Genomic DNA, 19,285 nt, shown 5'->3' with positions numbered 1-19,285 from the left:
TTCACTCCTCATCCGCTTATCGTACTGCTTCGATGAATATGTATAAGAGCGGCAGCACAAACAGCAGACTGTCAAACCGGTCCAAAATGCCGCCATGCCCCGGCAAAATCGCCCCCGAATCCTTCACGCCGTAATGGCGTTTGAAAGCGGACTCGACCAAGTCGCCAAGCTGGCCGAACATCGAAAGCAAAAGCGCAATCCCCACAGCTGCGCCAAGGCTGCCGAACGGGCCGACTGCCCATTCGTAAACGGCCGCGATGACAACAGCGCAGACGACGCCGCCAATGGCGCCTTCGACTGTCTTATTCGGGCTGATTTCCGGCCATAGCTTGCGCCGGCCGAACGCGCGGCCGAGAAAATACGCTCCGATGTCGGTCGCCCAAATGACAAACAGCGCGTAGACGAAGTACGCCAAGCCGGCCAAGCGGATCGCGGCGAAGCAGAAAAACCCGACGCCAACATACAAAACCGCCAGCACGACAAATGCCGCCTCATCAAACGTCAGCGCATTTTTTGTCACGACGGTGCCGACAAGCAGCAAAAAAGCGAGCGCGGCCAGCACACCGAACTTTGTCGTCCCGGACGCCAGCCATTCTTGGCCGTAAAGAGCGGGAACAAGCAGGAGCCAAAGGGCGGCAAACCCGGCGGCCCCAGCGAAAGACAACGGGGACATCCCTTTCATCCGCAGCAGCTCAAACAGTCCGACCGTGGCCAATATATATGTTACTATTATAAACGGAAATCCGCCAAAAATAACAATCGGCAAAAAGAGCGCCGCCGCTATGACTCCGGTGATGATTCGCTGCTTCATCGCGCTGACACTCCTCCAAACCGGCGGTCGCGGCGCTGGTAGGCAGCGATCGCCTCTAGAAAATGTTGCTCCGTAAAATCCGGCCATAAGACATCCGTAAACCAAAGTTCCGTATACGCCAATTGCCAAAGCATGAAATTGCTCAGGCGGATCTCTCCGCTTGTGCGAATGAGCAAGTCCGGATCTTTCAGGCCGTTCGTCATCAAGTATGAGGAAATGAGCGGCTCCGTAATATCGTCCGGCGCGAGCACCCCGCGCTCGACATCCTCAGCGATCCGCTTTACAGCGGCGGCAATCTCCGCCCGGCTTCCGTAATTGAGCGCAAAGTTTAAAATTAAGCCGGTGTTGCCGCTCGTTTCGTGAATCGCTTGCTCAACCGCCCGGCGCGTATGATCGGGCAACGCCTCCGTATGACCGATCACTTGGACTTTGACATTTTCGGCGACGAGCTCGGGAAGAAACGTCGTCAAAAACTGTTCCGGCAGCTTCATTAAATAGTCGACTTCCGTTTTCGGCCGTTTCCAGTTTTCCGTCGAAAACGCGTAAAGCGATAAAATTTCGATCCCAAGCTCATTGGCAAAACGGGTGATTTTGCGCACGACTTGCATGCCTTCGTAATGGCCGGCCACCCTCGGCAGCGCCCGTTTTTTTGCCCATCTCCCGTTCCCATCCATAATGATGGCAACATGGTTCGGAATCGGATGGCCAAGCACATCCTCTTTTGTCAGCGGGGCATCTTCCCGCTTCGCTTTTCGGATTTTATTAAACATACGAGTCCTCCGCCAACATGTTTTGCCTTTCCATTATAGCAAAAAAACCCTCCATCAACATAGAGGGTTTGCATCGTTTTGCCTATACTTCCATCACTTCTTTCTCTTTCTCTTTTGTGATGGCGTCGATTTTGGCGATATGGTCATCGGTCAGTTTTTGCACATCATCAGTGTAGCTGCGAAGTTCGTCTTCCGTAATTTCGCCGTTTTTCTCGAGCTTTTTCAGCTCGTCGTTCGCGTCGCGGCGGATGTTGCGAACCGCGACTTTCGCATCTTCTGAATATTTTTTGACAAGCTTGGCCAGCTCGCGGCGCCGCTCTTCCGTCAACGGCGGAATGACAAGGCGGATGACCGATCCGTCGTTTGATGGCGTCAACCCTAAATCCGATGCTAAAATCGCTTTTTCCATCTCTTTGATGACCGATTTGTCGTACGGCTGGATGACGAGCAGGCGCGCTTCCGGCACGCTGATCGAAGCAAGCTGGTTGATCGGCGTTTGGACGCCGTAATAATCAACCGTCACTTTTTCGAGCAGCCCGGCGTTCGCCCGTCCGGCGCGAATGCTTGCCAGCTCGCGGGTGAATGCTTGCACGGCCTTATCCATTTTTTCTTTCGCCTGTTGAATCACTTGCTTTGCCATCGTTATTTCCCCCTTACGATCGTTCCGATGTTTTCGCCTAAGACAGCGCGTTTAATGTTGCCTTCTTCCATGATTGAAAAGACGATAAGCGGAATGTTGTTGTCCATGCAAAGCGATGAAGCAGTCGAATCCATGACGCCAAGCCCTTGCTTGATGACGTCCAAGTACGACAGCTCGTCGTACTTAACAGCGTTGGCGTCAACGTTCGGATCGGCGCTGTAGACGCCGTCGACGTTGTTTTTCGCCATTAAAATGACGTCCGCTTCAATTTCCGCCGCCCGCAAGGCCGCCGTCGTATCGGTCGAAAAATACGGGTTGCCCGTGCCGGCAGCAAAAATGACGACCCGCTTTTTCTCAAGATGGCGGATCGCCCGCCGGCGGATGTACGGCTCGGCGACTTGCCGCATTTCAATCGACGTCTGCACCCGCGTCTCGACGCCGAGCTGCTCGAGGCTGTCCTGCAGGGCAAGCGAGTTCATCACCGTCGCCAACATCCCCATATAATCGGCTGTCGCCCGGTCCATCCCCATTTCGCTTCCCGTTTTTCCGCGCCAAATGTTGCCGCCGCCGACCACGATGGCGATTTCCACGCCAAGCTCAGCCACTTCTTTCACTTGTCTGGCGATCGACTGGATCACCGCCGGCTGAATGCCAAACCCTTGCTTTCCGGCGAGCGCTTCCCCGCTTAATTTTAATACGACACGTCGATATTTTGGCTGTTCCATGTCCGACCTCCATGATGCAAATCGCTTTGAAAAACAGGGAACACGCGCGTGTTCCCTGTTGCGGTCCGTCACTGCTTTCTGACTTGGCTCATGACTTCTTCAGCGAAATTGTCTTGGCGCTTTTCAAGCCCTTCACCGACTTCATAGCGGATGAACTGTTTAACGGTCGCCCCGTTCGATTCCACATATTGGCGCACTGTGACATCTGGATTTTTGACGAACGCTTGCTCAAGCAGGCAAACGTCTTCGTAAAACTTTTTCAAACGGCCCTCAACCATTTTCTCGACAATATTTTCCGGCTTGCCTTCGTTTAACGCCTGCTGTTTCAATACTTCGCGTTCGCGGTTAAGTTCTTCCTCCGGCACATCCTCGCGCGAAACATATTTCGGATGGAGCGCGGCGATATGCATGGCCACGTCTTTGGCGACCTCTTCGCTGGCGTTGCCGGCTAATAACGTTAATACGCTGATGCGCCCGCCCATGTGCAAGTACGCGCCAAACGTTTCACCGTCCGCTTTGTTGACGACGGCAAAGCGGCGGAGCGTAATTTTTTCGCCGATTTTGGCGATCGCTTCGTTGATGTAGTCTTGGACGGTCGCGCCGTTGTCCATCGTTTGCCCGAGCGCCTCGTCAAGCGAAGCCGGCTTTTGTTTCAGCAAGTGGGCGGCCAACTCTTTGACGAGCGTTTGGAACGACTCGTTTTTGGCGACGAAGTCCGTTTCCGAGTTCACTTCCAAAATGACGGCTGTGTTGCCTTCAGCAGCGACGTACGTCATTCCTTCCGCCGCGATGCGGTCCGCTTTTTTCGCCGCTTTGGCGATCCCTTTTTCACGCAGCCAGTCGATCGCCTTTTCCATGTCGCCGTTTGTTTCGGTGAGCGCTTTTTTGCAGTCCATCATGCCTGCGCCCGTTTTTTCGCGCAGTTCTTTGACCATTTGTGCTGTAATTGCCATGAATAAATCCTCCTTCTTTTGATCGCATATATGTATCGATGCCGGCAACGGATGCCCATTTTGCCCTTATTCGTTAGTATAGCCAAAAGTTGCTGACTTTTGTCTAAAAAAAGGTGATAAAAGGCTTTCCCCTCTTATCACCTTTCCTCCACCTTGCCTTACTCTGCTGCCACAGCGGCTTCTTCGCCTTGTTTCGCCTCAAGCACCGCATCGGCGATTTTCGACGTCAACAGTTTGACGGCGCGGATGGCGTCGTCGTTTGCCGGAATGACGTAGTCGATCTCATCCGGATCGCAGTTCGTGTCGACAATGCCGATGATCGGGATGTTCAACTTGCGCGCTTCCGCCACTGCAATCCGTTCTTTGCGCGGGTCGATGACAAACAGCGCATCCGGCAGTTCTTTCATGTCTTTAATGCCGCCTAAAAATTTCTCAAGCCGCTCTTTTTCTTTTTTCAAACCGATGACTTCTTTTTTCGGAAGAACGTCAAATACGCCATCTTCTTCCATTTTTTCAATTTCGCGCAACCGCTTGATCCGCTTTTGGATCGTTGCAAAGTTTGTCAGCGTGCCGCCAAGCCAGCGTTGGTTGACATAAAACATGCCGCAGCGTTCGGCTTCTTCTTTCACGGATTCTTGCGCTTGTTTTTTCGTGCCGACGAACAAAATTTTGCCGCCGTTCGCCGCCAGTTCGCGGACGAAGTTGTATGCTTCCTCGACTTTTTTCACCGTTTTTTGCAAGTCGATAATATAAATGCCGTTGCGCTCCGTGAAAATGTATTTTTTCATTTTCGGGTTCCAACGGCGCGTCTGATGTCCGAAATGGACGCCAGCTTCAAGCAATTGCTTCATTGAAATGACTGACATGCATGCTCCTCCTGTTTCCTTGTGGTTTTTGTGCCTCCGCCTGCCTCATCTTTCAGCAAGACTGGCGTTGCCAGCACCGTTGCTGAAATCATCAGGCGTGTGTATTCACACCATGTAAAAATATATCATAACCGCCGGCAGGAAATCAAGCTATTGTTCGCCCATTCGGCCGTTTTTTCGGCCAAATTTGAGCAGCAGTTCGACTTCTGTTTTTCCTTTTCCGAGCTTCTTCGCGATTTCTTCGACCGTCATCCCTTCGGCTTCGAGACGGCGGGCGATGGCGGCGGCATGGGCGGATGGCGGCGAAAAGTCGACTACATCTTCGATGGCGTCAACATCGGGAAAATAGTCCGACAGCGCGTCCATGGCGTCCGTTTGTTCAACCCGGCCGCTTCGCCCCAGCTCCGGCCGCTCCGATGCAGTTTGTTTCCGACCCGGCCTGTTTTCGCTGCCCGCTCCGTTTACCAGCCTGCTCTCTTTCTCATTGCCGGGCTCTGACTGCTGAGGCAGGCGGCTCTTGACGGGAGCCGGCGTCCGCTTGTCCGCCGCGGCGGCCGGTTTCGCGCTAAGCAGCGCATCCAACTCGGCCAAAAAGCGCTCATTTTCCTCTTTCCACGCCACGAGATGGGCCGCCATCGCCTCCTCAAGCTCCTCAGCCCGCCTCTTGGCTCTTGCTTCCTCTTCGCTTAGCCGCGACAAGCGCGTGTAAAGCAGGATGATCAACCAAAACGAAAACGCGTGCAGCAACAAGCTGACAGTCAGCCAAAATGCCTCCATCGTTGTTCACTATCCTTTGATGTCGATTGTTTTTCCTTTATAAGGATGACTCCCAAAACGGAGCGCGTCTCCCGCCCGTTTTCCCGTCACTTGGCGGCGCGCCTGCTCCGCTCGTTTTTCCTCCGCGGCTGCCCGCTGCGCCTGCACAACATGAGGGTGCTGCTGCGCCAAGGCGTGCTTGGACGCGGCTTCAGGCGCCTTCGGCATGACGCTTTGCAGCATCGGCAATTGGATGTCCATCTTCCCGCTTCCTTTCGCCTCATGAATCCCCGCTTAAAAAGCGGCGCAATTTCCACAGCGCTTTGGCATGAATTTGCGAAATTCTTGATGTCGACAGCTGCAAAAGACTTCCGATTTCCGTAAACGTCAGCTCTTCTTTGTAAAACAAACTGATGACGAGCTGCTCTTTTTCATTCAACCGTCGAATGCCTTCCGCCAACTGGTCGATCATTTCCCGCTTAATGGCTTCCTCTTCCGGGAGCAGGGCGCGGTCGTCCCGAATCGCCAGCGGCTCATCTTCGTCTTCAGCCGCTCCTTGTCCGAGCGGCAACCAAAGCGACCAAAACGTGTCGCTGGCCGCCGCCTGCACTTCCGCTTCCGTCATGCCAAGTTCAGCCGCAATTTCCTTCGCTGTCACCGATCGCATATACTGCTGCTCCAGCCGTTCGGCCGCTTCCTCGATTTTTTTCGCCTTGTCGCGCACGCTGCGCGGCAGCCAGTCTTCTTTGCGCAAACCGTCCAATATCGCGCCGCGGATGCGGAACGATGCATACGTATCGAATTTCAAATCGCGCGATGGGTCAAACTTTTCAATCGCATCGTACAACCCGAGGAGCCCAAGACTGATCAACTCATCCTTTGGCACAGAACTCGGCAGCGTCGCCGAAAGCCGCTGCACATGGTAGGAAACAAGCGGCATATAGCGCTGCACGAGCTCTTCAGCCGCGCGGCGGTCGCGGCCGTTGACCCAGTCGTCCCAATATTTCCGTTCTTCGCCTTTTAGCGCGCTCCCCATCATTCTCCCCCTCGCCTCGCGGAAACCACATATCGTTCCATCATATTTCTTTTATGTCCTGGCACGCCGTGCGGATGGCCAGCACGCCCGTCTGCGGGTTAAACTCGATTGTGCGGCCGCTATGGCCCCCGACATCTTCGGCCACAATCGGGATATGAAGCCGTTCAAGCTGCCTTTTCACTTCCTCAACGTTGCGGGCGCCGATGCGCATCATGTCCCCGCCAGCTGCGGAAAACGAGAACATTTGCGCCCCTCCGGCCAACTTCGCTTTGAGCATGCCCTTCCGTCCTCCAGCGGCCAGGACGAGCTTACAAAGCGCTTCCACCGCTGTATCAGCGTATTTGGCGGCATTGACAACTCCCCCGCGCGCCATCGATGAATGCGGCAGCATCACGTGCGCCATACCGGCAACCGCTTTTCCGCTGTCATAAATGACGACGCCCACGCACGACCCGAGCCCGCATGTGCGGATGACGTTCGGCGCCACGACAACTTCCATTTCGGCAATGCCAACCTTCACTGCTTCTGCCGTCTTCATCCCCCATCCACACCTAACGCTCGAAAAATAATGGAAAATGATTCCGGGTCAGGAAGAAGGAAGAAATGGCCGTTAATGCTCTCGTTTGGCCGCCGGTCATCGTAAATGGCTGTATCGATCAAAATGGCGCAATCGCCGACGCGCGACAGCTCAAGCAAGCCAAACGACAGCACCGCTCCGATCATATCGATCGCCAGCGCCGGCACGGACGGATGCAAGTTTAACCGGGTGAAATCGGCGAGCGCCGACAAGTATGAGCCGGCCAAAATGTTGCCAAGTTCCTGCAGCGCCGACCGCCCGAGCTCATGGGCTTCGCCTTGGAACGAAAACGAGCCATCGCCCGTCATTCGGCGGACAAACTGCTCGGCCTGGTCCGGCGGCAGCACGAAAAACATGTTTCCCGGCGCTTCGCCTTCGACGCGCAAATAGACGCATGCCACCACTTGCTCCGGACCGCCGATCAGCTCCATCATCTCGGCAAATGTCGCAATTTGGACGCGCGGCACAGCCATTTCGATTTTTTTGTTGAGCAGCATGGACAAAGCGGTCGCCGCGTTGCCGGCCCCGATGTTGCCAATTTCGCGCAAAATATCAATGTGTGTCCCTGTTAAGTTGCGAATGTCGTCCAACCGCAAACGCCCCTCTCTCCGTTTTATTCACTTAAGACACTTGCCAAATCGAGCAAAATGAGGAGACGCTTCTCGACTTTCGCCACTCCGCAAATGTAAGCGGCCCCGATGGCGCCGATCGCCTCGGGCGGCTCAATGCTCGCTGCCGGAATATCGAGAACATCGTTGGCCGCATCGACGATCAACCCGACTTCGATATCCCCAAAGGCGGCGATAATCATCCGCGTCTGCTCCCCGTATGGTTCGGGCGCAAACCCGAACCGCTCGCGCAAATCGATAATCGGCGTGACGACCCCGCGCAAGTTGATGACTCCTTTGACATAAGGAGCCGTTCCCGGCACGCGCGTAATCGGCTGCATTTTTTCAATGGAACGAACGTATTGCACCGGCAAGGCATATTCTTCCTCTTGCAGGCGAAATGCAATCACTTTCCAATCCGTCTGCACGCTCATGCTCATCGGTCGCTTCCCCCTTTTTCTGTTCAGCTTCCTCGCCCGGCGCCGCCAACGAAAAGGCCGCGTCCGCCCGCGGCCTTTTTCCAGCTCCGCCGGCATACAGTCGGCTTTCTATTTGACAAGCGCGTTGCAGTCAATAATGAGCGCCACCCGGCCGTCTCCCAAAATCGTCGCCCCTGAAATGGCGAAAACAGAAGATAAATAGTTGCCGAGCGACTTCAACACGACTTCTTGCTGGCCGATAAACGAGTCGACCGCCAACGCCGCCAGCTTTTCCCCTTTTCGCACGATGACAGCCGGCACCGTCTCGCTGTCATCCGACGCGCCCGGCACAGCGAACACGTCCTTCAGCCGGACGAGCGGCACAACTTTGCCGCGGAAATCGATGACCGGCTGGTTATGGACATAGAACACGTCTTCTTTCCTAATGAGCGCCGTCTCCATAATCGATGACAGCGGGATGGCATACGTTTCCGCCGCAATTTGCACAAGCAGCACCGAAATGATCGACAACGTGAGCGGCAGCTGAATGGAAAACAGCGACCCTTGGCCGGGCCGGGAATCGACGGCCACCGTGCCGCCGAGCGACTCGATGGTGCTTTTGACGACATCCAAGCCGACGCCGCGCCCGGAAATGTCGGAAATATGATCGGCAGTGGAAAACCCGGGAGCAAAAATAAGCTCATACACTTGCTCATCGGTTAAATGCTCAGCCGCCTCGGGCGAAACGATGCCGCGGCTGATCGCCTTTTTCAGCACTTTTTCCCTAGAAATACCGGCGCCATCATCCTCGATTTCAATAAAGACATGGTTGCCGCTATGGTAGGCGCGCAATTGGATCGTCCCTTCCTCCGGCTTTCCGCGCGCCGCCCGGACGTCCGGCGCTTCAATGCCATGATCAAGCGCATTGCGGAGCAAATGGACAAGCGGATCGCCGATTTCATCAATGACCGTCCGGTCAAGCTCCGTTTCCGCCCCGATCACGTCAAGACGCACTTTTTTGCCGAGCTCGCGGGCGAGCTGGCGCACCATGCGCGGAAAGCGGTTAAACACCGTTTCCACCGGCACCATGCGCATGTTTAAAATAATCGTTTGCAAGTCGCTTGAAATGCGCGACATCCGCTCGACCGTCTCCGTCAGTTCGGCATGGCCGACATCGCGGGCAATTTGCTCAAGCCGCCCGCGGTCGACGACAAGCTCTTCAAATAAGTTCATCAGCATATCGAGCCGTTCAATATTGACGCGGATCGTTTTGCCCACATGCTTGGCCGGCTGCTTTTCCGGCGCTTCGGCTTCGGTTTGCGCCCCCCCGGCTTCCGTTTGCGCCGCTGCGGCTTGCTCGACGGCGGCCGACATCGGCGATTCGGGCGCGGCGGCACGATCTTCGCCTTCGACGGACAGGTCATCGGCATCGAGCACTCGAACGGCCACCTCATCGATTTCGGAAATGCCCATCAGCTGCTTTTGCAGCTCATCCGCCGGCGTTTTCGACACGACCGTGACAAGAAACTCTTGGTCAAACTGCTCCTCCTCAAGCATGTCCACAGGCGGCGTTGATTTCACGACCTCCCCCTCTTGATTGAGCAGTTCAAACACCATGTACACGCGCGCCGATTTCAACAGGCAGTCGTCGCGGAGGCGGACGCGAATTTCATAGACGGAATATCCTTGTTCTTTCGCTTGCTGCAGCACACGGTATTCAAATTCCCCATACGCCTGCTCGAGAGCCGGCAGTTCGCCGTTTGCCCGCCCCCTGGGCCCTTCCCCCTGCTCGATCCGCTTCAGCTGCTCGACCGTCTCGCTTACATCGCGCTTTCCATCGCCGCCGGCGGCAATCGAGAGGATCATGGCTTCCAAATGGTCGACCGCTCGGAAAATGACATCAAGCAGTTCCGGGGTAATGGCTAGCTTTTGGTTGCGAATGCCATCGAGCACATTCTCCATTTGATGCGTCAAATTTGCCAAATCTTCAAACCCCATCGTTGCCGACATGCCTTTTAACGTATGGGCGGAGCGGAAAATCTCATTCACAAGCGCCATATCGCCCGGATCATTTTCGAGTTCAAGCAGCCGTTCGTTGATCGTTTGCAAATGTTCTTTGCTTTCATCAATAAACAAGTCTAAATATTGGCTCATATCCATGCCGTTTTCCCCCTTACTCCCCGATCGATTGAACAATAGCGGCGGCGATGGCCGCAAGCGGAGCAACGGCATCCACAACCCCTGCTTCAATCGCCGCTTTCGGCATGCCAAACACAACAGCGGTTTCGCGCGCCTCAGCAATGACCTTCACATTTTCGTTTTCTTTCAATTTTTTCAGCCCGGCAGTGCCATCCGCCCCCATGCCGGTCATGATCACCGCCACTTTCCGGCAGCAGCGAATGGCCGCAAGCGACTCGAACAATACGTCAACAGCCGGGCGATGGCCCGCTCGCGGCGGCGATTCGTCGAAACGCGCTTTTAACATGCCGTTTTCCTCATCGACGGCAAGATGGACGCCGCCCGGGGCGATATAGGCGGTGCCATTTCGCAACAGTTCCCCGTCTTCCGCCTCTTTGATCGTGATCGCCGCCAGTGCGTTGAGCCGGTCGGCAAGCGATTTCGTAAACCCTTTCGGCATATGCTGAACGATGACGACCGGAGCGGCAAAATCAGGAGGCAGCTGCGTCAACACCGTTTCCAAGGCGCGCGGACCGCCTGTCGACGTGCCGATGGCGACGACCGTTTTTTGGCTGCGCGCCGTTTGGGCCGGCGGGCGCCGGGCGGCAAGCGCCGGGCGGTGGGCGGCGAGCGCCCTTACATTCGCCTCGCTTGCGTGCAGCACTTTGCGGATCAGCTCATCTTTTACTTTGTATAAATCAAGCGAAATCGGACCAGACGGCTTGGCGACAAAATCCACCGCCCCGTATTGCATGGCGGTGATCGTGTTTTCCGCCCCTTCCCTCGTCGTGCTCGACACCATGACGACCGGCAGCGGCTGCTTGTGCATGATGCGCCGCAGCGTTTCGAGCCCATTCATAACCGGCATTTCGACATCAAGCGTGACGACATCCGGGCGCAAGAGGGCGATTTTGTCGAGCGCCTCTTGGCCATTGCGAGCCGTCCCGACGACTTCGAGGCGTGGGTGCTCGGACAAAAAGTCGCTGATCCATTTGCGCATAAACGCCGAGTCATCGACGACAAGCACCTTGATCGTCTTCATGTTCCGTCTCTACCTTTCTAGCAAAAATTGGCGCAGCATCGCAAAAAAGCGGGGGATTTGACCCGGCGGCGCCGGCTCGCCCTCTCTGCCCATCGCATAGCGCCAAGCCATTTGGCGGACGGCCTGGCTCGCCTTCGCCTTCGGGTCAAGCAGGACAAACGGCATCTGGCTGACGACCGCGCGGGCGACAACCCGGTCTTCCGGCACAATGCCGAGCAGGGCAATCGGTTTGTTTAAAAAGCGCGCCGCCGCATCTTTCAGCCGCTGAAAGACGCCATACCCTTCTTGCCCGCAGCTCGTGCGGTTGACAATGATCGAAAACGGCGCTTCGCTGCCGGCGGCATGCATGTATTTCATCATGGCATAGGCGTCCGTCACCGCAGTCGGTTCCGGCGTCGTGACGATGAACACATCGTCGACCGACTTTAAAAAATAAAGACGCTCTTCCGATGCCCCCGCCCCCATATCAAAAATGAGATAATCATAGCGCGAGGCAATGGCCTGCAGTTCAGCCAAAAAATAGTCGATGCCCGCCATATCCAACGTCCGCCATTGCGCAACGCCCGTCCCCCCGGCGATATATGATAGTTGCCCCGGCCCGCTTTTGACGATGTCCGAAAGGGGCAGCCGAGTGGAAAACCAATCCGCCAATGTAAGCGGCGACGATTGACCGAGCAAAATGTCGATATTGCCCATGCCGACGTCCATATCGAGCAACAGGACGCGAAACCCGAGTTCAGAGAGCGATACGGAAAGATTGAGCGAAAGGTTCGATTTGCCGACTCCGCCTTTTCCGCTCGCCACCGCGATCGTCCGCGGCGAAGCCGGACGCCGTGGACGGCTTAACGCGCGGCGAAGCCGTTCCGCCTGGTCTCTCACCATCGATCCGCTCCAAACAACAGATGGACAAACCGGTCGGCTGACGCTTCCACCATATCGTCCGGCACGTTTTGCCCATTCGTTAAATAGGCAACGCCAACCCGGCTCTCGAGCAGAAAATTGACGACCGCGCCGTACGTATCGGTCTCATCAAGCTTCGTCACGATCAGCCGGTCAATCGGGAGGACGGAAAAGCGATCATAAATGGCTTTCATATCATTGTATTTTCCGGTGGCGGCGAACACGAGAAACGTTTCCGTCTCGCTGTCAAACTCGATCGTTTGCTGGAGCTCGGCAACATAGTGCGGGTTGCGGAAATTGCGGCCGGCCGTATCAATGAACACAACGTCGCAATCGGCCAGGCGCTGCTTAGCCGCCCGAAAGTCATCGGCGTTGTAGCACACCTCGAGCGGAGCCTGCAAAATGTGCGCATATGTCTTCAACTGGTCGATCGCGGCGATCCGGTACGTATCGGTCGTGATAAATCCGACTTTTTTTTCATGTTCAAGCACCGCGCGCCCCGCCATTTTGGCAAGCGTCGTCGTTTTTCCAACTCCGGTCGGGCCAAGCAGCAGGCGATATTTTTTCGTTCCTGCCGTTTCAGCGAACGGGAGCGGCGAAAGAAGATCGCGCACCGCTTCTTTCGCCCAGCCGGCAACTGCAGCAGCGGATCTCTCTTTTTTGTCCGCATACCATCGCTCAAGCAGGCGGTCCATCACTTGGCGGATGTAGCCATCGGCGAGGCCTTGCTGCAGCAGCCGCCGCTCCGCATCCATAAGCGGCGGCGGGTACAACAGCGACGACGTCCGGCCGGCCATTTGACGGACGAGCGCTTTCACTTCCCGAAGCTCGGCGGCCAACAAACCGTCCGCTTCCTCCCGCCCCGCCGGCCGTGAAGAAGCGGGGGCCTTCGCCTCTGACGCGCGGCGCGGCAGTGGATCGGGATCGATGCCGGCCAGCACCTCAATCTTCTTTTTGGCAAACAAGCCGAACAGTCCGCCCGTTTGAATCTCCTTCGAGTGCAAAATGACGGCATCGCGGCCGAGCTCGGCTCGGACCATTTTCATCGCTTCGTTCATCGACGGGGCGACAAATTTTTTCACTTTCATTCGATTTCCACCATCCCCACGCTTTGAACTTCGACGTCAGCTTCGAGCTCGTTGTACGACAGCACCGGGATTGACGGAAAATGGCGCTCCGTCAGCTGCCGGACATACATGCGCACAGCCGGAGAACAGAGCAAGATCGGCGTTTGGCCGGCGAACGGGTGGCGGTCGAGCGCCGCCGCCACCGCCTCGACAAGCGCCTGCGCCCGCGCCGGATCAAGCGCCAAATAGCGTCCGTGCTCCGTTTGCTGCACCGCATCGGCAATCGTTTTTTCCGCCTTGCCCGAAAGCGTAATGACACGCAGCGGTTCGCCCGGCACGGCGTACTGCTTCGTGATTTGCCGCGCCAGCGCCTGGCGGACGTATTCCGTCAACAAGTCGGTGTCGGCGGTCAGGCGGGCAAAGTCGGCAAGCGCCTCAAAGATAAGCGGCAAATTGCGGATCGACACGTTCTCTTTCAGCAGCTTGGCAAGCACTTTTTGGACATCCCCGACCGGCAGCGGATTCGGTGTGACATCCTCAACCAGCACGGGGTGCGACTCTTTCAAATGATCGATCAACTGTTTCGTTTCTTGGCGCCCAAGCAGTTCATGGGCGTGGGCCTTGAGCACTTCCGTCAAATGCGTCGAAACGACCGACGGCGGATCGACCACCGTATAGCCGAGCATTTCCGCGCGGTCTTTGGCCGCCTCGGAGATCCACTTCGCCGGCAGGCCAAACGCCGGTTCAACCGTGTCAATCCCTTCGACCGATCCGTCATCAATCCCGGGGCTCATCGCCAAATAATGGTCAAGCAGCAGCTCGCCGCGCGCCACCTCTTCGCCTTTAATTTTCACTCGGTATTCGTTCGGCTGAAGCTGGATGTTGTCGCGGATGCGCACAACCGGAACGACGATGCCGAGCTCAAGCGCGAGCTGACGGCGGATCATGACGATCCGGTCAAGCAGGTCGCCGCCTTGGGCGGCATCCGCAAGCGGAATAAGCGCGTAACCGAACTCGAACTCGATCGGGTCGACATGCAATAGTTGAATCACGCTCTCCGGACTTTTTAATTCGTCAGCCGCCGCTATTTCTTCATCCGGCTGGACGGCAGCCGCTTCCCCCTGTTTTTGCTGCTCGACAAATCGGTAGCCGCCAAATGCCAGCAGCCCGGCGATCGACATTGTCAACGCATCGTTGATCGGGGTAAACAAGCCGAGCAGGAAAATCGTTCCCGCCGTGACGTACAACATTTTCGGAAACGCAAATAACTGACGCATAATGTCGCCGCTTAAATTGCTGTCAGACGCCGCACGCGTGACGATGATGCCGGTCGCGGTCGAAATCAACAGCGCCGGAATCTGGCTGACGATTCCGTCGCCGACCGTCAACAACGTATAGCGCTTCGCCGCCTCCGCCATGTCCATTCCTTGCTCAACAACGCCGATCACCATGCCAAACAGCATATTGATGATCACGATAATAATGCCGGCGATGGCGTCGCCTTTTACAAATTTGCTCGCTCCGTCCATCGCACCGTAAAAATCGGCCTCTTGGGCGATTTTTTCCCGCCGCTCGCGCGCTTCCTGCTCCGAGATCATGCCGGCGTTCAAATCAGCGTCAATGCTCATCTGTTTGCCCGGCATCGCATCGAGCGTAAAGCGGGCCGCCACTTCCGAGACACGCTCCGCCCCTTTTGTGATCACAATGAACTGAATAATGACCAAAATCAAAAACACGACAAACCCGACGACGACATCGCCGCCGACGACGAACGTCCCAAACGTCTCAACGACGCCGCCCGCTTCCCCCTTGCTTAAGATCGAACGGGTTGTCGAGACATTCAACCCGAGCCGGAACAACGTCAGCACTAACAGCAATGACGGAAAAACGGAAAACTGAAGCGGCTCTTTCGTGTTCATCGCCGTCAGCAAAACGAGCAAGGCGAGGGAAATGTTGATGATGATCAAAACGCTCAGCAGCCATGTCGGCAATGGAATGACGAGCATGGCGACGATGAGCACAACCATAATTAACACGGATAAATCTTTGAGCTGCGCTTGCATGGTTTTCTCCCCTTGCTGTTACCCTTTTCGTTTGAGCCGGTAGACGTACGCCAAAATTTCCGCCACTGCCTTAAAAAACGTCTCTGGAATCATGTCGCCGACGTCCGTCTGCCGGTAAAGCGCCTGCGCCAACGGACGATTTTCAACCGTCACGACGCCGTTCGCCTTGGCAATTTCCTTTATTTTCAACGCCACATAGTCAGCCCCTTTCGCCACGACAACCGGCGCCTCCATTTTTCCATCTTCATACTTCAGCGCTACCGCATAATGGGTGGGATTGGTGATGACAACATCGGCATTCGGCACCTCCTGCATCATCCGCCTCATCGCCATCTCCCGCTGTCTTTGCTTAATGCGCGATTTAATGAGCGGGTCGCCTTCCGTCTTTTTGAATTCATCTTTAATGTCTTGCTTCGACATGCGGATGTTTCGTTCAAACTCAAACCGCTGGTACAAATAGTCAAACAACGCCAAAAACAAGAGCGCGGCCGCAGCATACAGCCCCATTTTCACCGTCAGCGCGCCGACAATGGCAAGCATGGCGGCCGGCGGCCTGGCCGCAAGCGCCGTGAGCTCGTCCCATCCCCCGAGCAAGAGCATAAACACGACCGCACCGATGATTCCAGCTTTTAACACAGATTTTAACAGCTCGACAATGGCGCGCAGCGAAAAAAGCCGTTTTATTCCTTGCACCGGGTTGAGGCGGTTTCCGTCGATTTTGAGCGGCTCTGCGGTAAACAAGACACCGACTTGCAAAAAGTTGGCCAGCCCAGCCGCTAATACGGCGGCGGCAAAAAATGGAGCTAACAGAAGCGCCGCATGGCGAAGCCAGTCGAGAAAGATGGCATGAAGCGAATCAATCGTCAGCGGAGCGGCGGCATAATCGGAAAGCGCACGCGCGAGCATGCGCAGCAGCCCGTCCCGCTCATACGCTCCCGCCAGCGACAAAACGAGAAACAGCGCGAGCAATACGATGGCGGCCACCGCATCGCTGCTTTTGGCGACCTGGCCTTTTTCCCGCACTTCTTGCCGTTTGCGCGGCGTCGCCTTTTCCGTCTTTTCCCCGGCGAAAAACTGCAAATCAAGCCGCCGTTCGCCCACGTTACGCGCCTCCCAACAGCTGCATAAACTCGCGCAGCGACACAAACATAAGTTGAAACAGTTCGCGCGCCGCGGTCAACATTCCCCCGATCGCCGCAAACAACATGAAAAACGCAGCCGCTGTCTTGAGCGAAAACCCGACAGCAAAAATATTCATTTGCGGCACGGCGCGGGCGATGAGGCCGAGCGCCACATCGACCAAAAAGAGCGATCCGACAAGCGGGGCAGCCATTTGCACAGCGGCGGCAAACATCGCCGCGAACGTGCGCACCGCATACTCAGCCGCCCGCCCGTCGGCAATGTGCGGCCACCGGTCAAGCGGCAGCCAGTGATAGCTGTAAAACAAGCCGTCAAGCAGCAAATGATGCCCGTCAAGCATAAGCAGCAGCAAAAGCGCCAGCGAGTGAAGATACTGCCCGAGCAACGGGCTTTGCACCCCGGTTTGCGGATCGATGACGTTGGCGATGGCAAACCCGATTTGAAAATCGATCAAGCCGCCGGCGACTTGCACAGCCGCCATGACGATGGCCGCGATCAAGCCGAGCGCCAGCCCGACGAGCGCCTCTTTGACGACGAACAATACATACACATCATTCAATGGAAGCGACGGCTTCGGCCCTGCCAAAAACATAAGCCAGCTGAAAAAAAACGCCATTCCAATCTTGTACGAAGCCGGCACCGTCCGGTACGAAAAGAGCGGCATGGCCGCAAAAAACGAAGCGGTGCGGGCGAAGATGAGCAAAAACGCGGGAAAATACGTCCATAGTTGTTCCATCATAGATCAGCCTATAAATGAAGCCAAATTGGCGAAAATGTCATGGGCGTACGACACCATTTTCGAGAGCATCCACGGCCCGAACAAGACGAGCCCGAGCAGGACAGCAACGATTTTCGGGACAAACGCGAGCGTCTGCTCTTGAATTTGGGTCGCAGCCTGAAAAATGCTGACAACGAGCCCGACAACAAGTGACAGCAGCAGCAACGGGCCGCAAACGATCAACACGATGTAGACGCCTTGTTCGGCAAGGCGGATGATAAAATCGGCACTCATAAACGCCACCCATCTTTATTGAAAGCTTTGCAGCAACGATTTGACGACCAAATGCCAGCCGTCGACAAGAACAAATAGCAAAATTTTAAACGGCAACGAAATCATCACCGGCGGCAGCATCATCATTCCCATCGACATTAAGACGCTGGCGACGATCATATCGATGACCAAAAACGGGATGAAAATCATAAAGCCCATTTGAAACGCGGTTTTCAGCTCGCTGATCGCAAACGCCGGGACGAGCGCGGTAAGCGGAATGTCGTTGACCGTTTTCGGCTGCCCGGCGCCGCTGTATGATAAAAACAAGGCCAAATCTTGCTGTCTCGTATGTTGGCTCATAAACTGCTTGAGCGGAACAGCGGCGCGTTCGTACGCCTCATCCAAATCAATTTTTTCGGCAAACAGCGGCTCAAGCGCCTGATCGTGAATCTCTTTCCATGTTGGCGCCATGATGAAAAACGTCAAAAACAGCGCCAGCCCGATCAACACTTGGTTGGGCGGCATTTGCTGCGTGCCAAGCGACGTGCGCACGAACGACAAAACGATGACGATGCGCGTAAAACACGTCATCATGATCAAAATGCCGGGAGCAACCGACAAAATGGTAAGAAGCAAAAGCAGTTTCACCGATGTCGAGACATGCTCGGGCGCCATCGAGTTAAACATATGGACAAAGTCATTCATCGCCAGCCGTTCCTTTCTCTTTCAACCGCTTCAGCCACTCATTCCGCCTGTCGGCCATTCGGCTCATTTCCTCGGCAAACAGTGAGGAAAAGGACGGAGCCGGACCGCTTCCCCGTTTCGCTTTCGCTGTCCAATATTCACGAAGGAGGGACCCAAACGGGTGGAAGCTGGCCATCCGTTCGAGCCGCTCATTATGCTGCGCCAGCAGTTCGTTTATTTCGTCTTCATTGCTGATTTCCCGCAGCAGCTGGATCGAATCGCCAACGCCGATGACGAGTAGCCGGTTGCCGACTTTGATGAGTTGAACAGAGCGGTTTGCCCCGACGCTCGTTCCACCGAGATTCTCAATGAGACCCTTTGACCCGAAAACAGGCGAATGGCGGCGGGAAAGCCATTTTAACAGAGCGTAAAGAAGAACGAGGACAAAGGCGGTCGCCCCGATGAGCCGGAGCACATCGGAAGCAGACACCGCATCAGCCGGTTGATTCGCTGTCGGTTTTGTCTGTTGCCCGGCCGGCGCTGACGGCCCGCACGCATCCGGATGCTGCAGGCAATCGGCGACCGTCGGGCTTTGGGCAGCCGACGCCGGCGGCGCCCCAAACAAGATGGCTGCCGCCAGCAATCCCGCTGCCCATCGCCGTATGGCCATCAACATCCCCTCACCTCTAATCTCCTAGCCGATCGTTTTGTTAATCGCTTCAATGACGCGGTCCGCCTGGAACGGCTTGACAACGAAATCTTTCGCCCCGGCTTGAATGGCGTCAATGACCATCGCCTGCTGCCCCATCGCCGAACACATGATCACTTTGGCGTTGCTATCGATTTTTTTTATTTCTTTAAGCGCCGTAATCCCATCCATCTCCGGCATCGTAATATCCATCGTCACAATGTCGGGGCGCGTCTCCTTGTATTTTTCGACCGCCTGTCTCCCGTCGGCCGCTTCGGCGACGACCTCATGCCCATTCTTCGTCAAAATGTCTTTAATCATCATCCGCATAAACGCAGCATCGTCGACAACAAGCACTCTTGCCATATCCC

The 19,285-nt window shown here is 55.8% G+C and carries 23 protein-coding genes; all 23 read right to left on the bottom strand.

From position 1 onward, the window contains the following. Window positions 1-16 precede the first annotated feature (16 nt). A complete protein-coding gene (locus ACR1UW_RS07655; protein WP_049624612.1) occupies window positions 17-811 on the bottom strand; it encodes a phosphatidate cytidylyltransferase in 795 nt (264 codons plus the stop codon). Further along, window positions 808-1,581 (bottom strand): undecaprenyl pyrophosphate synthase, encoded by a 774-nt coding sequence (gene uppS / locus ACR1UW_RS07650; RefSeq protein WP_033016874.1) that lies wholly within the window; start codon window positions 1,579-1,581, stop codon window positions 808-810. The genes ACR1UW_RS07655 and uppS overlap by 4 nt, the downstream gene beginning before the upstream one ends. An 82-nt stretch (window positions 1,582-1,663) precedes the next feature. Further along, entirely contained in the window at window positions 1,664-2,221 is a 558-nt protein-coding gene (gene frr / locus ACR1UW_RS07645) for a ribosome recycling factor (protein WP_033008096.1), read from the bottom strand. Window positions 2,222-2,223: 2 nt separating this feature from the next. Further along, window positions 2,224-2,946: a UMP kinase gene (pyrH, locus tag ACR1UW_RS07640; RefSeq protein ID WP_033008098.1), complete on the bottom strand. Its 723-nt coding sequence runs from the start codon at window positions 2,944-2,946 to the stop codon at window positions 2,224-2,226. Between the two features lie 68 nt (window positions 2,947-3,014). Beyond that, entirely contained in the window at window positions 3,015-3,899 is an 885-nt protein-coding gene (tsf, locus tag ACR1UW_RS07635; RefSeq protein ID WP_033008101.1) for a translation elongation factor Ts, read from the bottom strand. Window positions 3,900-4,057: 158 nt separating this feature from the next. Then, window positions 4,058-4,765: a 30S ribosomal protein S2 gene (rpsB, locus tag ACR1UW_RS07630; RefSeq protein ID WP_021322279.1), complete on the bottom strand. Its 708-nt coding sequence runs from the start codon at window positions 4,763-4,765 to the stop codon at window positions 4,058-4,060. 150 nt (window positions 4,766-4,915) lie between these two features. After that, window positions 4,916-5,542, bottom strand: a complete 627-nt coding sequence (locus tag ACR1UW_RS07625) for a hypothetical protein (protein ID WP_095859167.1) — start codon at window positions 5,540-5,542, stop codon at window positions 4,916-4,918. Window positions 5,543-5,551: 9 nt separating this feature from the next. Then, window positions 5,552-5,782 (bottom strand): hypothetical protein, encoded by a 231-nt coding sequence (locus tag ACR1UW_RS07620; protein ID WP_033016878.1) that lies wholly within the window; start codon window positions 5,780-5,782, stop codon window positions 5,552-5,554. 19 nt (window positions 5,783-5,801) lie between these two features. Continuing rightward, on the bottom strand, window positions 5,802-6,557 hold the full coding sequence (locus tag ACR1UW_RS07615) for a FliA/WhiG family RNA polymerase sigma factor (RefSeq protein WP_047818146.1): 756 nt from the start codon (window positions 6,555-6,557) through the stop codon (window positions 5,802-5,804). A gap of 40 nt (window positions 6,558-6,597) precedes the next feature. After that, window positions 6,598-7,095 carry a chemotaxis protein CheD gene (locus ACR1UW_RS07610; RefSeq protein ID WP_033016882.1) on the bottom strand — a complete coding sequence of 166 codons (498 nt, stop codon included), beginning with the start codon at window positions 7,093-7,095 and terminating at the stop codon, window positions 6,598-6,600. Continuing rightward, a complete protein-coding gene (locus tag ACR1UW_RS07605; RefSeq protein ID WP_094239893.1) occupies window positions 7,092-7,724 on the bottom strand; it encodes a chemotaxis protein CheC in 633 nt (210 codons plus the stop codon). Before ACR1UW_RS07605 ends, ACR1UW_RS07610 begins: the two co-directional genes overlap by 4 nt. A 23-nt stretch (window positions 7,725-7,747) precedes the next feature. After that, complete coding sequence (locus ACR1UW_RS07600) at window positions 7,748-8,182, bottom strand: chemotaxis protein CheW (protein WP_063211248.1); 435 nt, start codon at window positions 8,180-8,182, stop codon at window positions 7,748-7,750. 108 nt (window positions 8,183-8,290) lie between these two features. Next, the gene (locus tag ACR1UW_RS07595) at window positions 8,291-10,321 is read right to left on the bottom strand and encodes a chemotaxis protein CheA (protein ID WP_150825356.1); all 2,031 of its coding nucleotides are present in this window, start codon (window positions 10,319-10,321) and stop codon (window positions 8,291-8,293) included. A 13-nt stretch (window positions 10,322-10,334) separates the two neighbouring features. Then, on the bottom strand, window positions 10,335-11,381 hold the full coding sequence (locus tag ACR1UW_RS07590) for a protein-glutamate methylesterase/protein-glutamine glutaminase (protein WP_498935162.1): 1,047 nt from the start codon (window positions 11,379-11,381) through the stop codon (window positions 10,335-10,337). Between the two features lie 9 nt (window positions 11,382-11,390). Continuing rightward, the gene (locus ACR1UW_RS07585) at window positions 11,391-12,263 is read right to left on the bottom strand and encodes a MinD/ParA family protein (protein ID WP_049624605.1); all 873 of its coding nucleotides are present in this window, start codon (window positions 12,261-12,263) and stop codon (window positions 11,391-11,393) included. Continuing rightward, complete coding sequence (gene flhF / locus ACR1UW_RS07580) at window positions 12,257-13,369, bottom strand: flagellar biosynthesis GTPase FlhF (protein WP_033015974.1); 1,113 nt, start codon at window positions 13,367-13,369, stop codon at window positions 12,257-12,259. Before flhF ends, ACR1UW_RS07585 begins: the two co-directional genes overlap by 7 nt. After that, window positions 13,366-15,411 (bottom strand): flagellar biosynthesis protein FlhA, encoded by a 2,046-nt coding sequence (gene flhA / locus ACR1UW_RS07575; RefSeq protein ID WP_044741293.1) that lies wholly within the window; start codon window positions 15,409-15,411, stop codon window positions 13,366-13,368. Before flhA ends, flhF begins: the two co-directional genes overlap by 4 nt. An 18-nt stretch (window positions 15,412-15,429) precedes the next feature. Then, a complete protein-coding gene (gene flhB, locus ACR1UW_RS07570; protein ID WP_063211215.1) occupies window positions 15,430-16,512 on the bottom strand; it encodes a flagellar biosynthesis protein FlhB in 1,083 nt (360 codons plus the stop codon). Window position 16,513: 1 nt separating this feature from the next. After that, window positions 16,514-17,287, bottom strand: coding sequence for a flagellar biosynthetic protein FliR (gene fliR, locus ACR1UW_RS07565; protein ID WP_100658910.1), 774 nt, complete (start codon window positions 17,285-17,287; stop codon window positions 16,514-16,516). A gap of 6 nt (window positions 17,288-17,293) precedes the next feature. Next, a complete protein-coding gene (fliQ, locus tag ACR1UW_RS07560; RefSeq protein ID WP_033008116.1) occupies window positions 17,294-17,563 on the bottom strand; it encodes a flagellar biosynthesis protein FliQ in 270 nt (89 codons plus the stop codon). A gap of 15 nt (window positions 17,564-17,578) precedes the next feature. After that, a complete protein-coding gene (gene fliP / locus ACR1UW_RS07555; protein ID WP_033008117.1) occupies window positions 17,579-18,247 on the bottom strand; it encodes a flagellar type III secretion system pore protein FliP in 669 nt (222 codons plus the stop codon). Beyond that, window positions 18,240-18,896: a flagella biosynthesis regulatory protein FliZ gene (gene fliZ, locus ACR1UW_RS07550; protein ID WP_498935159.1), complete on the bottom strand. Its 657-nt coding sequence runs from the start codon at window positions 18,894-18,896 to the stop codon at window positions 18,240-18,242. Before fliZ ends, fliP begins: the two co-directional genes overlap by 8 nt. Before the next feature lie 24 nt (window positions 18,897-18,920). Next, the gene (locus tag ACR1UW_RS07545; protein WP_033008120.1) at window positions 18,921-19,280 is read right to left on the bottom strand and encodes a response regulator; all 360 of its coding nucleotides are present in this window, start codon (window positions 19,278-19,280) and stop codon (window positions 18,921-18,923) included. Window positions 19,281-19,285 lie beyond the last annotated feature (5 nt).

Origin of the sequence: Geobacillus lituanicus, from assembly GCF_050994965.1 — a bacterium.
GTDB lineage: Bacteria > Bacillota > Bacilli > Bacillales > Anoxybacillaceae > Geobacillus > Geobacillus stearothermophilus.
Note: the sequence above shows the minus strand (reverse complement) of the source record. Positions and strands in the feature narration are given on the sequence as shown.